The organism is Stutzerimonas stutzeri, from assembly GCF_018138085.1.
Lineage (GTDB): Bacteria > Pseudomonadota > Gammaproteobacteria > Pseudomonadales > Pseudomonadaceae > Stutzerimonas > Stutzerimonas stutzeri_AI.
This window is the reverse complement of the sequence record NZ_CP073105.1, coordinates 3,752,038-3,768,175: the sequence shown is the minus strand read 5'-3', so window position 1 is coordinate 3,768,175 and position 16,138 is coordinate 3,752,038. Positions and strand designations below refer to the sequence as shown.

General features: G+C 63.9%; 13 protein-coding genes. All 13 read right to left on the bottom strand.

What is annotated here, in order from left to right; genetic code table 11:
- Positions 1-84: 84 nt before the first annotated feature.
- Positions 85-1,101: a class I SAM-dependent rRNA methyltransferase gene (locus tag KCX70_RS17385; protein ID WP_212618277.1), complete on the bottom strand. Its 1,017-nt coding sequence runs from the start codon at positions 1,099-1,101 to the stop codon at positions 85-87.
- A gap of 74 nt (positions 1,102-1,175) precedes the next feature.
- A complete protein-coding gene (locus tag KCX70_RS17380) occupies positions 1,176-2,354 on the bottom strand; it encodes an acetyl-CoA C-acetyltransferase (protein WP_212618276.1) in 1,179 nt (392 codons plus the stop codon).
- Between the two features lie 92 nt (positions 2,355-2,446).
- The gene (locus KCX70_RS17375; RefSeq protein WP_212618275.1) at positions 2,447-3,322 is read right to left on the bottom strand and encodes an oxygenase MpaB family protein; all 876 of its coding nucleotides are present in this window, start codon (positions 3,320-3,322) and stop codon (positions 2,447-2,449) included.
- 146 nt (positions 3,323-3,468) lie between these two features.
- The gene (gene pgi, locus KCX70_RS17370; protein WP_212618274.1) at positions 3,469-5,133 is read right to left on the bottom strand and encodes a glucose-6-phosphate isomerase; all 1,665 of its coding nucleotides are present in this window, start codon (positions 5,131-5,133) and stop codon (positions 3,469-3,471) included.
- A 322-nt stretch (positions 5,134-5,455) separates the two neighbouring features.
- Positions 5,456-5,836: an aspartate 1-decarboxylase gene (gene panD / locus KCX70_RS17365; protein WP_021205856.1), complete on the bottom strand. Its 381-nt coding sequence runs from the start codon at positions 5,834-5,836 to the stop codon at positions 5,456-5,458.
- Positions 5,837-5,947: 111 nt separating this feature from the next.
- Positions 5,948-6,799 carry a pantoate--beta-alanine ligase gene (gene panC / locus KCX70_RS17360; RefSeq protein WP_212618273.1) on the bottom strand — a complete coding sequence of 284 codons (852 nt, stop codon included), beginning with the start codon at positions 6,797-6,799 and terminating at the stop codon, positions 5,948-5,950.
- Positions 6,796-7,596, bottom strand: a complete 801-nt coding sequence (gene panB, locus KCX70_RS17355) for a 3-methyl-2-oxobutanoate hydroxymethyltransferase (RefSeq protein ID WP_212618272.1) — start codon at positions 7,594-7,596, stop codon at positions 6,796-6,798. Before panB ends, panC begins: the two co-directional genes overlap by 4 nt.
- A 153-nt stretch (positions 7,597-7,749) precedes the next feature.
- Positions 7,750-8,244, bottom strand: coding sequence for a 2-amino-4-hydroxy-6-hydroxymethyldihydropteridine diphosphokinase (folK, locus tag KCX70_RS17350; protein WP_212618271.1), 495 nt, complete (start codon positions 8,242-8,244; stop codon positions 7,750-7,752).
- On the bottom strand, positions 8,245-9,642 hold the full coding sequence (locus tag KCX70_RS17345) for a polynucleotide adenylyltransferase PcnB (protein WP_212618270.1): 1,398 nt from the start codon (positions 9,640-9,642) through the stop codon (positions 8,245-8,247). It abuts the gene before it with no gap.
- Positions 9,643-10,298: 656 nt separating this feature from the next.
- Entirely contained in the window at positions 10,299-11,723 is a 1,425-nt protein-coding gene (locus KCX70_RS17340; RefSeq protein WP_212618269.1) for a sigma-54-dependent transcriptional regulator, read from the bottom strand.
- A gap of 209 nt (positions 11,724-11,932) precedes the next feature.
- Positions 11,933-14,887, bottom strand: coding sequence for a sensor histidine kinase (locus tag KCX70_RS17335; protein ID WP_102853641.1), 2,955 nt, complete (start codon positions 14,885-14,887; stop codon positions 11,933-11,935).
- Entirely contained in the window at positions 14,871-15,047 is a 177-nt protein-coding gene (locus tag KCX70_RS17330; RefSeq protein WP_003095129.1) for a hypothetical protein, read from the bottom strand. The genes KCX70_RS17335 and KCX70_RS17330 overlap by 17 nt, the downstream gene beginning before the upstream one ends.
- A 140-nt stretch (positions 15,048-15,187) precedes the next feature.
- A complete protein-coding gene (gluQRS, locus tag KCX70_RS17325) occupies positions 15,188-16,090 on the bottom strand; it encodes a tRNA glutamyl-Q(34) synthetase GluQRS (protein ID WP_212618268.1) in 903 nt (300 codons plus the stop codon).
- Positions 16,091-16,138: the final 48 nt, after the last annotated feature.

Genomic DNA, 16,138 nt, shown 5'->3' with positions numbered 1-16,138 from the left:
CGGACCTACATTCCGGGCAGTGAACTGCCTTGGAGTATGGCATGACATGCGGGTTCCTCTATGCGGTTCGAGAACCGCTGCGCCTCACAGTTGCAGGGCCAGGATCTTCAGCGGGGCCCGCCCGTCGGTGGATGGAAAGTCGGCGGCCGGCGTCAGCACCTGCCACTCGCGCACGGGCCGGCCTGCCTTCGTTGCGCAGCGCAGCACTTGCTCGCGCCATTCTTCCAGGCCGACCTTCGCCAGGTTGTTGCAGCAAACCAGCACGCCATCCTCGGAGGTGGCGACCAACGCGGGCTTGAGCAGGCTCTGATAGTCACGTAGCAGGTCGACCGTGCCGAAGGCGCTCTTTGACCAGGCAGGTGGATCGAGCAGTACACGGTCGAACTGCTTCGGCGAAAGACGCGGGTAGTCAGGCAGAGAGCGGCCGCGTCGCTGCGGGATCGGCATGTCGGCGAGCTGGCGGATCGCCGGAAAGTAATCCGACTGGAGGAACTGCATGGGCGACAGGTCGGGGTTGAGTGCGGCGTTCTCCCGGCCGACCGCCAAGTTGCTCTCGGCGAAGTCCAGGTTGAGCACCTCGGAGGCGCCGCCTGCGGCCGCACAGAGCCCGACCCCGCAGGTATAGGCGAACAGGTTGAGTACCGACTTGCCGGCGCTGTTGGCCTTGATCCAGCCGCGGGCGTTACGCAGGTCGAGGAACAGCAAAGGGTCCTGGCCGCTGTGGCGCGCACGGACGCGGTAGTTCAAGCCCCATTCCCGGGCGGTCTGGTCTGCCAGTGCGCGCTCGTCGGCGCGGTACACCGGATCGGTGCGATCGATCCGTGAGTTGCCCTGCGAACGGTCGTTATAGACCAGTGAGAGCACTACGCCCAGGCTTGCGCAGCTTTGTGCATGCAGGGCCAGCAGCGCGTCGCGCTCCAGCGACTGATGAAAGCTCTGCACCAGCAGCTGCGGACCGTAGCGATCGACCGTAAGCCCGGGCGCACCTTCCTGGCTGCCATGGAACAGCCGATAGCAGTCGGTGCCCTGATGGTGCAGGTCGGCAATCAAAGCGTCGCGGCGGTGCAGGGCGGCGCGCAGCGCCTGTTCGAGAGGTAGCATGCGCGGCGACTCGGAGGAGAGGGCCGCGCAGTCTAGCGGAAATTACCGGCGCTGACCGGCGTGATGAGGCCCGATCAGCGCTCGAGCGCTAGCGCGACACCCTGGCCGCCGCCGATGCAGAGCGTCGCCAGGCCCTTGTGCGCGTCGCGGCGGATCATCTCGTGCAGCAGGGTGACCAGAATGCGGCAGCCCGATGCGCCGATCGGGTGGCCGATGGCGATCGCGCCGCCGTTGACATTGACCTTGTCGGTGTCCCAGCCCAGCTCCTGACCTACCGACAGCGCCTGCGCGGCGAAGGCTTCGTTGGCTTCGATCAGGTCGAGCTGGTCCAGGGTCCAGCCGGCTTTTTCCAGGCAGCGTCGGGTGGCGGATACCGGCGCGATGCCCATGATGGCCGGGTCGACGCCGGCATTGGCGTAGCTGGCAATGCGGGCCAGGACCGGCAGGCCCAGCGCCGCGGCCTTTTCGACGCTCAACAGCAGCACCGCGGCGGCGCCGTCATTCAGGCTGGAGGCATTGCCGGCCGTGACGCTGCCGTCTTTCTTGAACGCCGGCTTGAGCTTGGCCAGGCTTTCGGCCGTGGTGCCGGCGCGTGGCTGTTCATCGGTATCGAAAACAAGTGGTTCGCCCTTGCGCTGGGGGATCTCGATCGGCGTGATCTCGTCCCGGAAGCGGCCGGCTTCGATCGCCGCACTGGCCTTCTGCTGGGACGCCGCTGCGAAGGCATCCTGCGCTTCGCGCGTAATGCCGTACTTGTCCACCAGATTTTCCGCGGTGATGCCCATGTGGTAGTCGTTGAACGCATCCCACAGGCCATCCTGAATCATGCTATCGAGCAGCTTGCCATGGCCCATGCGCAAGCCCGTGCGCGCCGCTGGCATGACGTAAGGCGCCAGGCTCATGTTCTCCATGCCGCCGGCGATCACCACTTCGGCATCGCCACAGCGGATCGCCTGAGCGCCCAGATGGAGCGCCTTGAGCCCGGAGCCGCAGACCTTGTTCAGGGTCATCGCGGGAACCGCGTGGGGCAGCCCAGCGCCGATGGCGGCCTGACGTGCCGGGTTCTGGCCGGCGCCGGCAGTGAGGACCTGGCCGAGAATGACTTCATCGACCTCGGCCGGGTCGAGTCCGGTTTGCTGCAGCAGACGACGAATGACCGCGGCGCCGAGTTCGACGGCGGGGATATTGGCCAGAGCGCCCTGGAAGCTGCCGACGGCAGTGCGGGTGGCGGCGACGATGACGACTTCTTGCATGCTGCTTATCTCCGGAAGATGCGGGCGCCCGCGGGGCGCTCATGGTGGCATAGGCTCCGGGGTGGCTCCACAGGCGGAACCTGTTGGTCACGCTAGCGGGGCGGCAGGCCCATCCGTCTGCGAGCGCGGTGAACCGAGCCGCTGCGCACGGCCCAGCGCAGCACTGGCGCGGTGCGTCTGACACCGAGGCGGATCAGCTGGCGCTCGGGGCGCGATTGCTCGAGATCGAGCATCCGGCTGGCCCAGTCCGGTAGCAGGTCGACGCCAGCACGCATCATCAGCGCTCCGAAGGGTTTGGCGAGGCGGCTGGGCGCGGGGGCTGCAAAAAGGATTCGCACGATCTCCCGCGAGCGTTCGTCGCAGCGTAGCTGCGGCTGGATCGCCTGCAAGTAGTCGGCAATGTCCTGACGCGAGCGCGGCACGTCGCGCGCGCCGAGCGCCTCGGCGATCCGCGCCACCTCGGCGTAGTAGCGATCCTGCGCCTGAACCGATAACGCCGGGTTGAGGTAGCGCAGGTGCGCCTTGAGAAAGCTGCTGACTTCGGCGACGTGCACCCAGGTCAGCAGATCGGGATCGGAGGCGGCATAAGGGCGGCCATCAACTGCATGGCCGGTCACCTGCAAATGGATCGTGCGGACGCGCTCGATCAGCCGCTGTGCGTCGGCCTGGTTGCCGAAGGTCGTGGCCGAGATGAACTGCCCGGTGCGCCGTAGCCGACCGAGCAGGTCTTCACGGAAGTTCGAGTGATCCCAGACGCCCGCCAGCGCGAGCGGATGCAGGGCTTGCAACAACAACGCGGATATCCCGCCTACCAACATCGAAGTGAAATCGCCATGCACGCGCCAGCAGACTGCGTCCGGGCCAAACAGCCCGGGATCGCCCGGTGGGTTTTCATAATCGACACCGCCGATGGCCAGGCCGGTCAGGCTGAGCACTTGAGTTTCGATATGACGGCGAATGGGTTCCATGGCGGATCTGATCGGCAGGGGGAGGCTCATGGTACGCCAAGCCCGGCATCAGGATGCCCCATGCCCGATCGGAGACGATCGCACACCGCTAAACGCTGCGGCGAGCGGCACGCCGGGCCGGTGAGGGTGCCCGGCGTGCGAGCGGATCAGCCGCGATGGCGTCCACGGAAGAAGTCGATCAGGCCCTGGGTCGACGCATCCTCGGCCGGTGGCGCATCGAAGCTGGTCATCTGACCGTAGACGGCCTTGCCCAGCTCCTTGCCGAGTTCGACGCCCCACTGGTCGAAGGAGTTGATACCCCAGATCACGCCCTGGACGAACACCTTGTGCTCGTAGAGTGCAATCAGTGCCCCCAAGCGGCCGGGGCTGATGGTTTCCATGACCACGGTATTGCTCGGGCGATTGCCCGGAATGACCTTGTGCGGGGCCAGACGCTGCACTTCGGCCTCGTCCATGCCTTTGGCGCGCAGTTCGGCCTCGGCCTCCTCGCGGGACTTGCCGAGCATCAGCGCCTGGCTCTGCGACAGGCAGTTGGCGTAGAGCCACTCATGGTGATCGGCGACCGGGTTGTGGCTGACCACCGGCACGATGAAGTCGGCCGGAATCAGTGGTGTGCCCTGGTGCAGCAACTGGTGATAGGCATGCTGGCCATTGGCACCTACCCCGCCCCAGATGACCGGGCCGGTGGTACAAGACACCGGCGTGCCATCCTGGCGCACGCTCTTGCCGTTGGATTCCATGTCCATCTGCTGCAGGTGTTTGACGAAGTTACGTAGGTAGTGGTCGTACGGCAGGAAGGCGTAGCTCTGTGCGCCCCAGAAGTTGTGGTACCAGATGCCGAGCATCGCCAGCAGCACGGGCATGTTGCTTTCGAACGGTTCGTTGAGGAAATGCTGGTCCATACTGTAGGCGCCGGACAACAGATCCTTGAAGTTGGACATGCCGATGGCCAGCGCGATGGGCAGGCCAATTGCCGACCACAGCGAATAGCGGCCGCCGACCCAGTCCCACATCGGGAAGATGTTCTTCTCGCGGATGCCGAAATCGACCGCGGCCTGCTTGTTGCTGGTGACCGCGATGAAATGGCGGTAGAGCTTCTCTTCAGTGCCGCCCTTGCCAAGGTACCAGGTGCGCGCCGCCTGAGCGTTCTTCAGGGTTTCCAGCGTGCCGAAGGTCTTGCTGGAAATGATGAACAGGGTGGTCTCGACGTTCAGCTTGGCCGTCACCTCGCGGAATTCGCTGCCGTCGATGTTAGCCAGGTAATGAGTGCGAACCCCATGCTGGGTGAACGGCAGCAACGCCTCGGACACCAGCTGCGGGCCGAGGAAGGAGCCGCCGATACCGATGTTCACCACGTCGGTGATGGTCTTGTCGCTGAAGCCGCGCCAGAGGTTGTTGTGGATGCGAGTCACGATATCGGTCATCTGCGCCAGCGCCGCGTGCACGTCGCGCATGATGTTGCGACCGTCGACCAGTACCGAGTCGCCCATCGGCCGGCGCAGGGCGGTGTGCAGCACCGGGCGGTTTTCCGATGCATTGATCCGCTCGCCTTCGAACATGGCGCGGGCCGCCTGTTCCACGCCAGCCTCACGCGCCAGATTCACCAGCAGCGCGCGCGTCTCGGGGGTGATCAGGTTCTTCGAGTAGTCGAGAAACAGGCCACAGCAGGAAACCGACAGGTCGTCGAAGCGCGTCGGGTCGGCCTTGAACGCCTCGCGCATGCTGAAGTGCTGCATGGCCAGGCGATGTTCTTCCAAGGCCTTCCAGGACGACAGGCTGGTGGCATCGAGAGGGTGCTGGTAATAGCTCATGGTTGTGCGGCTTCCTTTGCTGTGGCGGACTGTCTGCGGGTCTGCAATGGGCGCGGACAGTCATTCGATCATGCTGGCACGCAAGCATTCATCCTGAATGCAGCTGGCGCGTACCGCTGCGGTTGAGGCCGCAGCGGCGGCGGTGCTTCCTGCACCGTCGAGACTGGTCTGACTGGCAAAAGCGCGTGGCGTTCCGAAGCGTTGCGCTCGCAGGCCTGCGTAGCCGTGGACCATTGCAGACTTTGGCGGGCGGGGCAAACCCCGGCCACAAAAAAAGCCCGCAGCGCGGCAGGCGTTGCGGGCTTGTCTAACACCAGACCGATCAGGCGACCTGAACCGGAATGGCGTTGCTGGTGTGGCTGAGTTCACCATCGGCACCCATGTAGAGTACGTGGGGCTTAAAGTTGGCCAGCTCGGCTTCGCTGTAGTGCGCGTAGGCGCAGATGATCAGCCGATGTCCGACGCCAGCCTTGTGCGCGGCTGCGCCATTGACCGAGATGATTTTCGAGCCCTCTTCTCCGCGGATTGCGTAGGTGGTGAAGCGCTCGCCGTTGTCGACGTTGTAGATCTGGATCTGTTCGTATTCGCGGATGCCGGCGAGGTCCAGCCAGTCGCCGTCGATGGCGCAGGAGCCTTCGTAGTCCAGCACGGAATGGGTCACCTGGGCGCGGTGCAGTTTGGCCTTGAGCATGATGGCGTGCATGGCGGGGTCCTCCGGGTGCGCAAGCGGCGCAGAGTGTGCCCGAACCCCGGAGTGCGATCAATACCGGGGCGGACGGGGCGGGTGCCGATGATCGGCTCGATCCGCAGTGAATCAGCTGGTATGAACCTGCATATTGTCGATCAGTCGGGTCTTGCCCAGAAATGCCGCCGCCAGGATCACCAGCTCGTGATGCTCGGGCGTGGCCGGTTGCAGGTCCGGCGCATGGCGGATCTCGAGGTAGTCGGGACGCAGCCCTGCGGCTTCGAGCGCCTGTTTGCCAGCGGCCAGCAGGGCCGGGTAGTCGCGGTTCCCCTGGCGAATGGCATCGGCGAGTTGCTGCAGCGTTCGATACAGCACCGGGGCGGCCGCACGCTCATCGGCGCTGAGATAACCATTGCGCGAAGATAGCGCCAGTCCGTCCTCGGCGCGCACGATGGGCTCGCCGATGATCTGCACAGGCATGTTCAGGTCGCGGACCATGGTGCGGATAACGGCTAGTTGCTGGTAATCCTTCTCGCCAAATACCGCGAGATCCGGCAGAACCATGTTGAACAGCTTGCTGACTACGGTGGACACGCCATCGAAATGACCCGGGCGGCTACCGCCGCAGAGCCCTTCGGAGACGCCGGGTACGCGGACGATGGTTTGCAGTTTCTGGCCGTGGGGATACATCTCTTCGACGCCGGGAGCGAACAACAGATGGCAGCCGGCATTGAACAGCTTGTCCTGATCAGCAGTCAGCGTTCGTGGATAACTGGCCAGGTCTTCGTTGGGACCGAACTGAAGCGGGTTGACGAAGATGCTGGCCACCACGAAGTCGGCGCGCTGGCCGGCCTTCTTCACCAGCGCGATATGGCCGGCGTGCAGGTTACCCATGGTCGGCACGAAGCCGATGCGTTTGCCTTCGCCGCGCGCGCGGGTCACCGCGGCACGCAGATCGGCGACAGTCCTTACCACGTTCATGCTGAGAATCCATGTTCGGCTGCGGGAAATTCTGCGCTCTTCACGGCCTGGACGTAAGCGGCGATGGCGCCGGGGATGTCGCCCCGCTCCTGCATGAAGTTCTTGACGAACTTCGGTGCGCGTCCGCTGAGCGACAGCCCGAGCATATCGTGCAGCACCAGGACCTGACCATCGGTGGCGCTACCCGCACCGATGCCGATCACCGGCACCGTGACCGCCTGGGTGATGCGTGCGGCCAGTTCGCTGGGCACGCACTCGAGCAGCAGCAGCGCGGCGCCAGCGGCCTCCAGGGCCCGAGCATCGGCGATCATCTGCTGCGCCTGGGCTTCCTGCCTGCCCTGCACCTTGTAGCCACCGAACAGGTTCACCGCCTGAGGCGTCAATCCCATGTGCGCACAGACCGGAATGCCCCGCTCGGCGAGCAGGCGAATGGACTCGGCCAACCAGGCCGCACCTTCGACCTTGATCATATGCGCCCCGGCTTTCATCAGCGTGGCGGAGTTGTCCAGCGTCTGCTCGATCGTCGCGTTGGCCATGAAGGGCAGGTCCGCGACGATCATCGCCCCACGATTACCGCGTTTGACGCACGCGGTGTGATAGGCCATCTCTTCGACGGTGACGGGCAGGGTACTGTCGTGTCCTTGCAGAACCATTCCCAGGGAGTCGCCGATCAGCAGCATCTCGACGCCCGCCTCGCAGGCAGTCTTGGCGAAGGTGGCGTCATAGCAGGTGAGCATGACGATCTTCTCGCCTTTCTGCTTGAGGCCTTGCAGGGTGGTCAGGGTTACGTCTGGCATGAATGCCGTCCTCTTAGAGGTTGCAGTCGGGGCGCCAGCGGCGACGGCGGCTGCCTCATCCGACACGTGCCGGTAGCGGGCGCTTATAGTCCCGATGGCGGGACGCTAAGTCAATCGGAGTGTTACCTCCGCGTTACGGCTGTTACCGACCGGTTACAGCGCGTCGTCGAGGCGCTCCAGGCCCTCGAAGGGGCAGGCGGCCAGCAGTTCGGTCAGGGGCCTGCCGTCGGCCAGGCGCAGGGTGGCGGGCGCCACTTCGGCGAGCGGATAGAGCACGAAGGGCCTGGCATGCAGGTGGTAGTGCGGGACTGTCAGGCGTGGTTCGGCGAGTACCCGGTCGCCGAACAGCAGAATGTCCAGATCCAGCGTTCGCGGCCCCCAGCGCTCGGCTTTGCGTTCGCGACCCTGCGCCTGCTCGATGGCTTGCAGTGCGTCGAGTAGCGCCAGCGGAGCCAGGGAAGTGTCGAGCACTGCAACGGCGTTGTAGTAGCGCGGCTGGTCCGGCGGGCCGAGCGGATCGCTGACATACAGCGAAGAGACGCCGGCGAGCCGGGACGAGGGGATGTTTTCCAGCGCATCGAGAGCGTTGCGGAGCTGCTGGCGTGGTTCGGCCAGATTGCTGCCCAGGCCGATATAGACCCGCTCCATCTATTCCGCGGACGCCGGTGCGTTGTCGTTCGGGCCGCGCTTGCGCCGCCCGCTACGGCGCCGTTTGCGTGGCGCGCCGCTGCCGTCATCCTTGCTGCTGAGGCCGCGAATCATCGTGCGACGTTCGCTCTCGTTGGCCTCTTGATAATCGGTCCACCATTCGCCAAGGCCGTCGGTCTGCTCACCGGCGCTTTCGCGTAGCAGGAGGAAGTCGTAGCCCGCGCGGAATCGTGGGTTGTCCAGCAACTGGTCGGCGCGACGACCCTGGCGACGCGGCAGGCGCTCCTGCATATCCCAGATTTCCCGCATGGGCATGGTGAATCGCTTTGGAATGGCGGTGCGCTGGCACTGTTCCCAGATCAGGTCGTGGGCAGCTTCCTGCATCGCCGGGATCGGCGGCAGCCCGCGTGCCTGTAACTCGGCGACCCGGGCCGGCAGGGCAGGCCAGAGCAGGGCGGCGAAGAGGAACGCAGGCGTCACCGGTTTGCCCTGGGCGATACGCTCATCGGTATTGGCCAGGGCGTTGCGAATCAGGGTTCCGGTGTACTCAGGGTTGTCTTCGAGCGCCTCGGCGCTGGCTGGAAACAGCGGTGCGAAAAGGTCGTGCTCCAGCAGCAGGTCGAAGGTGCGTTCGGCTTTGCCGCCGAGGAAGAGCTTGAGGATCTCGTCGAACAGGCGGGCCGAGGGCACGTCGTTCAACAGCTCGGCCAGCTCGGCGATGGGCTCGGCGCTGTGTTGTTCGATCTCGAAGTCCAGCTTCGCGGCGAAGCGCACTGCGCGGAGCATGCGCACCGGATCTTCCTGGTAGCGCTGTTCGGGGTCGCCGATCAGGCGGATCAGCCGGTTGCGAATGTCGCGGACGCCGTGGGTGTGATCGAGGATGCGCTCGCTCGAGGGATCGTAGTACAGCGCATTGATGGTGAAATCGCGCCGCTGCGCATCGTCTTCCAGCGTGCCATAGATGTTGTCGCGCAGAATTCGGCCGCTTTCGTTACGTGATGCGAGGTGATTGTCTTCGTCATCGTCCGCCTCGGGATGGTTCGCCCGGAACGTCGCGACCTCGATGATCTCGCGGCCGAAATGCACATGCACCAGCTTGAAACGACGGCCGATCACCCGGGCATTGCGAAACTCGGCCCGCACCTGCTCCGGGGTGGCGCTGGTGGCGACGTCGTAGTCTTTCGGCGTTACCTCCAGCAGTAGATCACGGACGCAGCCGCCGACGGCATAGGCTTCGTAGCCGGCGTGCTGAAGGCGCTCGACGACGCTGACGGCGTGCCGGCTCAGATCGTTACGGTGCAGCGAGTGCTGCCGGCTGGACAGTATTTCGGGGGTGCGGCGAGGATGCGGCAATCGGCGCAGAGGAAGACGAAAAGACTGGAACAGCTTTTTCAGCATGAGAGGCACTGTGTGGCGAAATGACGGGGTGGCGAAGGGAATGGCCACGAAACGAGCGTGGATTCTAGCACCGGGAGCAGGGATGGTGAACGAAGCGCGGGGAGGTGTCAAAAAACGGCCGGAGCCAGAAAGCACTAGGGGGAGCCGAAGCTCCCCCTTTAAATGATGTCGCGTGCTTTGTTGTTATTAGTATTTCGGGCGTGTTGTTTTTGTTTGATCACCCGTTCCCTTCAGCTATCGCTTCCGGGAATCGCTCCTACGTTGGGAGCCAAGAGCAAACGGATTTCTTTGGTCGCTGATTTGCCATCGATCATTGATCCAACCAGGTTCAGGCGCTGCTGATGCAGTTTTTGTTGTTCTCGGCCTGGTCGTGGGGCAAAACCCCATTCGGCATTTCCTCTCCAAAAGAATCAGTTAGCTACGTCTCTGCCTTCTTGTTTTTGTTCTGCTAGAGCCGGTACGTCTTGTTCTTATTGTGGGTCTGCTTGTTATTGTTGTTGTGCCAGATAGAAAGCATTTGCCGTGCCAGTTTTTGTAAATCCTTTATTTTCAAGGGCTTAAGGAAAACAGACATTTTTTGAGGCGGAAAAAAACCGGGTTCCCGTTACCGATGAACCCGGTTTCTGTTACGTGCCGGTGAGGGCGGTAACAACCCGCTACCCGGTAGCGCTGCTTTTGCGGCGAGGGATACCCAGGCGCTGTCGACGTTCCCACAGGCACTTGCGGCTGATGCCGAGCTTGCGAGCAAGCTCGGTCTCGGTCATGTGGTCCTGGTGCTCGAGTACGAAATGCTGGAAGTAATCCTCCAGCGAGAGGTCCTCGGTCGGCTCGTTGCTGGTCGAAACAGCCGAGCCCAGCATGGCGCACGGCTCGTCGAAGTCCTCATCGAGGTTGTCGAGCTCGATATCGATGCCCAGCAGCTCGGCGCTGATTTCCTCGCTCTCGCTGAGAATCGCGGCCCGCTCGATGGCGTTTTCCAGCTCACGTACGTTCCCCGGCCAGGCGTAATGCCGTACGGCCTGCTCGGCCTCGCGGGAAAAATGCAGATCTTCGTTGCCAATGCGTTCGCCTTGCCGCGCCAGGAAGGCCTTGGCTATTTCCAGTACATCCGCGCCGCGCTCGCGCAACGGCGGCAGTTTCAAGGCGATCACATGCAGTCGGTAGTAGAGGTCTTCGCGGAACTGGCCATTCTTGGCCAGCGTCTTAAGGTCCCGGTGGGTGGCGGCGATCAGGCGGACATCCACTTTTTGTGACTGGGTAGAGCCGACCCGCCGAATCTCGCCCTCCTGTAACACGCGTAACAGTCGCGCTTGCGCCTCGAGCGGCAGCTCGCCGATTTCATCGAGGAACAGGGTGCCGCCATCGGCCGCCTCGACCAGGCCGGCGCGGCCGGCGCTGGCGCCAGTGAACGCGCCCTTTTCGTGGCCAAAGAGTTCGGACTCGATCAGGGTTTCCGGAATCGCGGCGCAGTTGACCGAGATCATCGGTGCCTTGGCGCGTCGCGAAAGATTGTGCAGGGCGCGGGCGACGAGCTCCTTGCCGGTGCCCGACTCGCCCTGGATCAGGACGTTGGAATCGGTCGGCGCGACCTTGCGGATCTTGCCGAACAGATCCTGCATCGGGCCACAGCGGCCGATGATGCCGATCTCGCTGTTGGCCGAGTCGCTGTCGCCGGAGGCTCCGACCTGGGCCGCGGCAGGCCGTGAAGGTGCGGGGGCAGCGGCCGCTTTTTGCCGATCATGAAGGATGCGAGCGACAGTCTGCAGCATCTCGTCGTGGTCGAAGGGTTTGGCGATGTAATCCACCGCCCCCATTTTCATCGAGTCCACGGCGGAGCGCAGACTGGCGTAGCTGGTCATGATCAGCACCGGCGTGCCTTCGGCGAGCTTGATCAACTCGGTACCCGGTGCGCCGGGCAGGCGCAGGTCGCTGACGATGAGGTCGAAACCGGGAATGCTGAAGCGCTCCTGCGCTTCCTGCACCGAGCCGGCTTCGCTGACCTCGTACTGGTTGCGTTCGAGCAGGCGGCGCAAGGCGGAGCGGATGATGGTTTCGTCTTCGACGATCAGAATATGGGACATCAGTACTCTCTCGACGGTCTGAAGGCGGCTGTGGACAGGTAGCGCGCGGTGTCGCTGAGCGGACATTGCGCGGCCTGTACACGCGATCGCGATACGGCGTGGATCTGCTTCTGCGAGGGTTGCGGTGTCATCTCGTCAAGCTCCGGCGAGGCGAGCGGTACGCTGGGGCCTGCGTGGCAGAGAACCGGCGGTCGGCGCCTATCGCCTCTTCACTCAATGGCATCTGTCGCCTCGACATACCGCGGCAGGGTGATGCGGAAACGGGTGCCGCGTTGGGTTTCCGGGTCCGCCGGGCTGTCGATATTGATTTGCCCATAATGCTCTTCCACGATCGAATAGACCAGCGCAAGGCCGAGCCCCGTCCCTTCGCCGGGATCCTTGGTGGTGAAGAACGGCTCGAACAGGCGGTCCTGAATGGCTCGTGGAATACCGCTGCCTTCGTCCTCGACGATCAGGTAAACGGTCTGCTCCGACTCTTCGCTGCGCACCCGAATCGCTCCGCCGGGCTCCGATGCGTCGCGGGCATTGGATAGCAGGTTGATCAGGACCTGGGCGAGGCGTTGCGGGTCGCCTTCGGCCAGGTGACCGGGGTCGCAGAGATTGAAGAAGTGGACTTCGGTGCCGCGGCGGTTGAGCGAGAGCAGCGCGATCGCATCCTGCGCGACTTCGGCCAGGCTGACCGGATACAGGTCCTGCTGGCGCCCGCCAGCGTGGGCGAAGCTCATCAGCGACTGGACGATGCGCGAGACGCGCTTGGTCTGCTCGACGATCTGGTTGCTGATCTCGCTGATCTCATGGTCGGCTTCACGCTCCTCGCGCAGATTCTGCGCCAGGCAGGCGATGCCGGTGATCGGATTGCCGATCTCATGGGCAACACCGGCGGCCAGCCGGCCGATGCTGGCCAGGCGTTCGGAATGTACCAGGCGGTCTTCCAGCTGCTGGGTCTCGGTGAGGTCTTCGATCAGCAGCACCAGGCCACTGTTACCGGGCGCCAGTGGCTCGGCGATCGCGGCCTTGTGCAGGTTCAGGCAGCGGCTATGGCCGTCCAGCTGCAACCGCTGTTTGTGCAGGTGCTCTTCGCGCTGCTGAATGAAATCGCTCAACAGGCTTTGCCATGGCTCGGCGATGGTGGCCAGACGTGAACCGACCACCTGCAGGGCGGGAATCTCGGTGAGCTCTTCGAGCGCCCGGTTCCACATCAGGATTTCCTGATCCTTGGCCAGCGAGCAGACGCCCATGGGCAGCTCTTGCAAGGTCTGCCGGTGATAGCGGCGCAGCGCATCGAGTTCGGCGGCCAGGCCGGTCAGCCGCGAGTGGTAGTCCTCCAGGCGGCTTTCGATGAAGTGGATGTCTTCGGTGACGTAGCTGTCCGCACCGTTCTTGTAAGACAGGAAATTCTCGACGATGTCCTGGGCAACACTCGGGCCCATCAGGCCTGACAGGTTGGCCTCGATGCGGTCGCGCAGGCGGCGCAGCGCGTAGGGGCGGTGTTCGTCGAATGGCAACTGGAGATCTCGCAGCGCCTGTTCCACCTCCCGCTGTGCGGTCTTGGCGCCCAGTGGCTTGGCCAGTTGGGTAGCGAATTCCTGTGGGGATGCGGCTGCGAGTTCGCGTCGTTGCGGCCTGCGCACATTTTCCACGGCGCAGGCTTCGGCGGCAGCCTGCTCCTCGGCACTGGTCTCGGTGAACAGCGAGAACAGCGAGAACGCCAGTACGTTCACCGCCAGCGAGGCGATCGCCGCCAGGTGCCAGCTGGTGTCGTCGAGCACATAGACGACGTTGAGCAGGGGGAGGTAGAAGCCGTCGAGGTTGCCTACCAACGGCAACAACATGGTGACCACCCAGACCGCGATGCCAGCCAGCAATCCGACGATGTAGCCGCGGCGGTTCGCGGTCGGCCAGTAGAGGACGGACAGCACACCGGGCAGGAATTGCAGCGTGGCGACGAAGGCAACGATGCCCAGGTTGGACAGGTCCTGCTCAGCCCCCAGCAACAGATAAAAGCCGTAGCCGGCCATGATGATCGCCAGGATCAGGCTGCGGCGTGTCCACTTCAGCCAACGATAGATGTTGCCTTCGGTCGGCGGCTGGTACAGCGGCAGTACCAGGTGATTGAGGGCCATGCCCGACAGGGCGAGCGTGCTGACGATGATCAGACCGCTGGAAGCGGACAGCCCGCCGATGAAGGCTACCAGCGTTAGCATCTCGCTTTGTGCGGTCAGGCCCAGGCCGAGGGTGAAGTATTCCGGGTTGGTGCTGACGCCGAGTTTGAGACCAGCCCAGAGAATCAGCGGCACCGCCAGGCTCATCAACAGCAGATAGAGGGGCAGGCCCCAGCTGGCGCTGACCAGCGCGCGTGGATTGAGGTTTTCGGTAAACGTCATGTGGTACATGTGCGGCATGACGATGGCCGAGGCGAAGAACACCAGCAGCAGGGTGCGCCAGGGGCCTTCCTGCAAGGGCGTATGCAGCGCTTGCAGGGCCGACTGGTTCTGCAGCAGCCAGATTTCCAGCTGATGCGGGCCGCCGAACACGACATACAACGCATACAGGCCGATGGCGCCGAAGGTCAGCAGCTTGACCACCGACTCGAAGGCGATGGCGAAGACCAGGCCCTCGTGTTTCTCGCGCGTGGCGATATGCCGGGCGCCGAACAGGATGGTGAACAGCATGATCATCACGCAATAGCCCAGCGCGACGCGCTCCTGCAGGGGCTCGAGGGTGAGAATACCGATGGCGTCGGCCACCGCCTGAATCTGCAGGGCCAGCAGTGGCAGCATGCCGATCAGCATGACGATCGTGGTCAGCGCGCCGCTCCAGGTGCTACGGAAGCGAAAAGCGAACAGGTCCGCCAGAGACGCCAGCTGGTAGGTGCGGGTGATGCGCAGGATCGGATAAAGCAATACCGGCGCCAGCAGGAAGGCACCGCAGACGCCCAGGTAGGTGGCCAGAAAGCCATAGCCGTATTGGTAGGCCAGGCCGACGGTACCGTAGAACGCCCAGGCGCTGGCATATACCCCCAGCGAAAGGGTGTAGGTCAATGGGTGACGGATCACCCAGCGCGGGATCAGCCCGCGCTCGCTGACCCAGGCCACCCCGAACAGCACCAGCAGGTAGGCGACGCTGATGAGGATCAGGTGGCTGAGGCTAAAGCTCGTCTGCATCGCGCTGACTCTGAAGGATGAAGGTCACCACGATGAGAATCAGCCACAACAGGTAAGGGCGGTACCAGGCACCGTTGGGGTCGATCCACCAGTCCATGATCGCGGGGGAAAACAGGTAGATCCCCACCACCAGGAGCAGCACCAGTCGGTAGATATACATGCTGGAACTCGTGTCGGAAGTAGCGGAATGGTAAAGCAGCGCCAGGCGGCAGGCCACAACCGGCAAAGAGAAGCGAAGGCTCGAGGCTCGAGGCGTCAAGCTTCATCCAGCCTTCAGGGCATTTATCGGCTTTGTCTTTGTTAGCGCAACTGCGCCTCGGCCAGGGTCGGGCAGCGCGGGATACGCTCGGCATCCCAGCGCGGGATCGACCAGGCCAGAACCTCGTTGGGTAGCGCGTCGTTCAGCTCGTCGGGAGTTGGCTGGCCGAGGGCGCGTAGCGCGCGAAGCAACAGCGGCGTCGCCTCCGCAGGCCGCAGCGGTGGCGAGCGGTAACGTTTGCCCAATTTATGGCCGTCGGGCTGAATGATCAGCGGTACGTGCAGGTAACGCGGCCGAGGTAGCCCGAGCAGATCCTGCAGATAGAGCTGGCGCGGGGTGGAGTCGAGCAGGTCGGCGCCACGGACGATGTCGGTCACGCCCTGCCAGGCATCGTCGAGCACGACGGCCAACTGGTAGGCGATGAGCCCATCGCGCCTGCGGATGACGAAATCCCCGACGTCCCGACGCAGCCGCTGGGAGAACGCACCCTGTACCCGGTCGACGAAGCCATATTCTTCGTCTGGAACCCGCAGGCGAATGGCCGCATCCATCGGCTCGTGCCGGGCGTCCCGGCAGAAGCCCGGATACAGGCCGGCGAAGGGTTGCAGCTGTTTTCGGGAGCAGGTGCAGGCATAGACGTGGCCATCCTGCCAGAGTTGTTCGATCACCGCGTTATAGACGTCCAGTCGATCGCTCTGGCGTTCCATCGGGCCGTCCCACTCGAAGCCGTAGGCCTCCAGCGCCTGGACGATGGCGTCCTGCGCGCCGGGCATTTCGCGTGGTGGGTCGAGGTCCTCCATGCGCAGCAGCCAGCGGCCGCAGACCGCGCGAGCATCGAGAAAGGAGGCCAGGGCCGCGATGAGCGAACCGAAATGCAGATAACCGCTGGGGGTCGGTGCAAAACGACCGACGTAGGCTGCAGGCTTGGTAACGGAAGGGGGCATGACGGACCGGCTCGGAAGGGGCGGCGAGGCGGGCGATTGGTAAGGTGC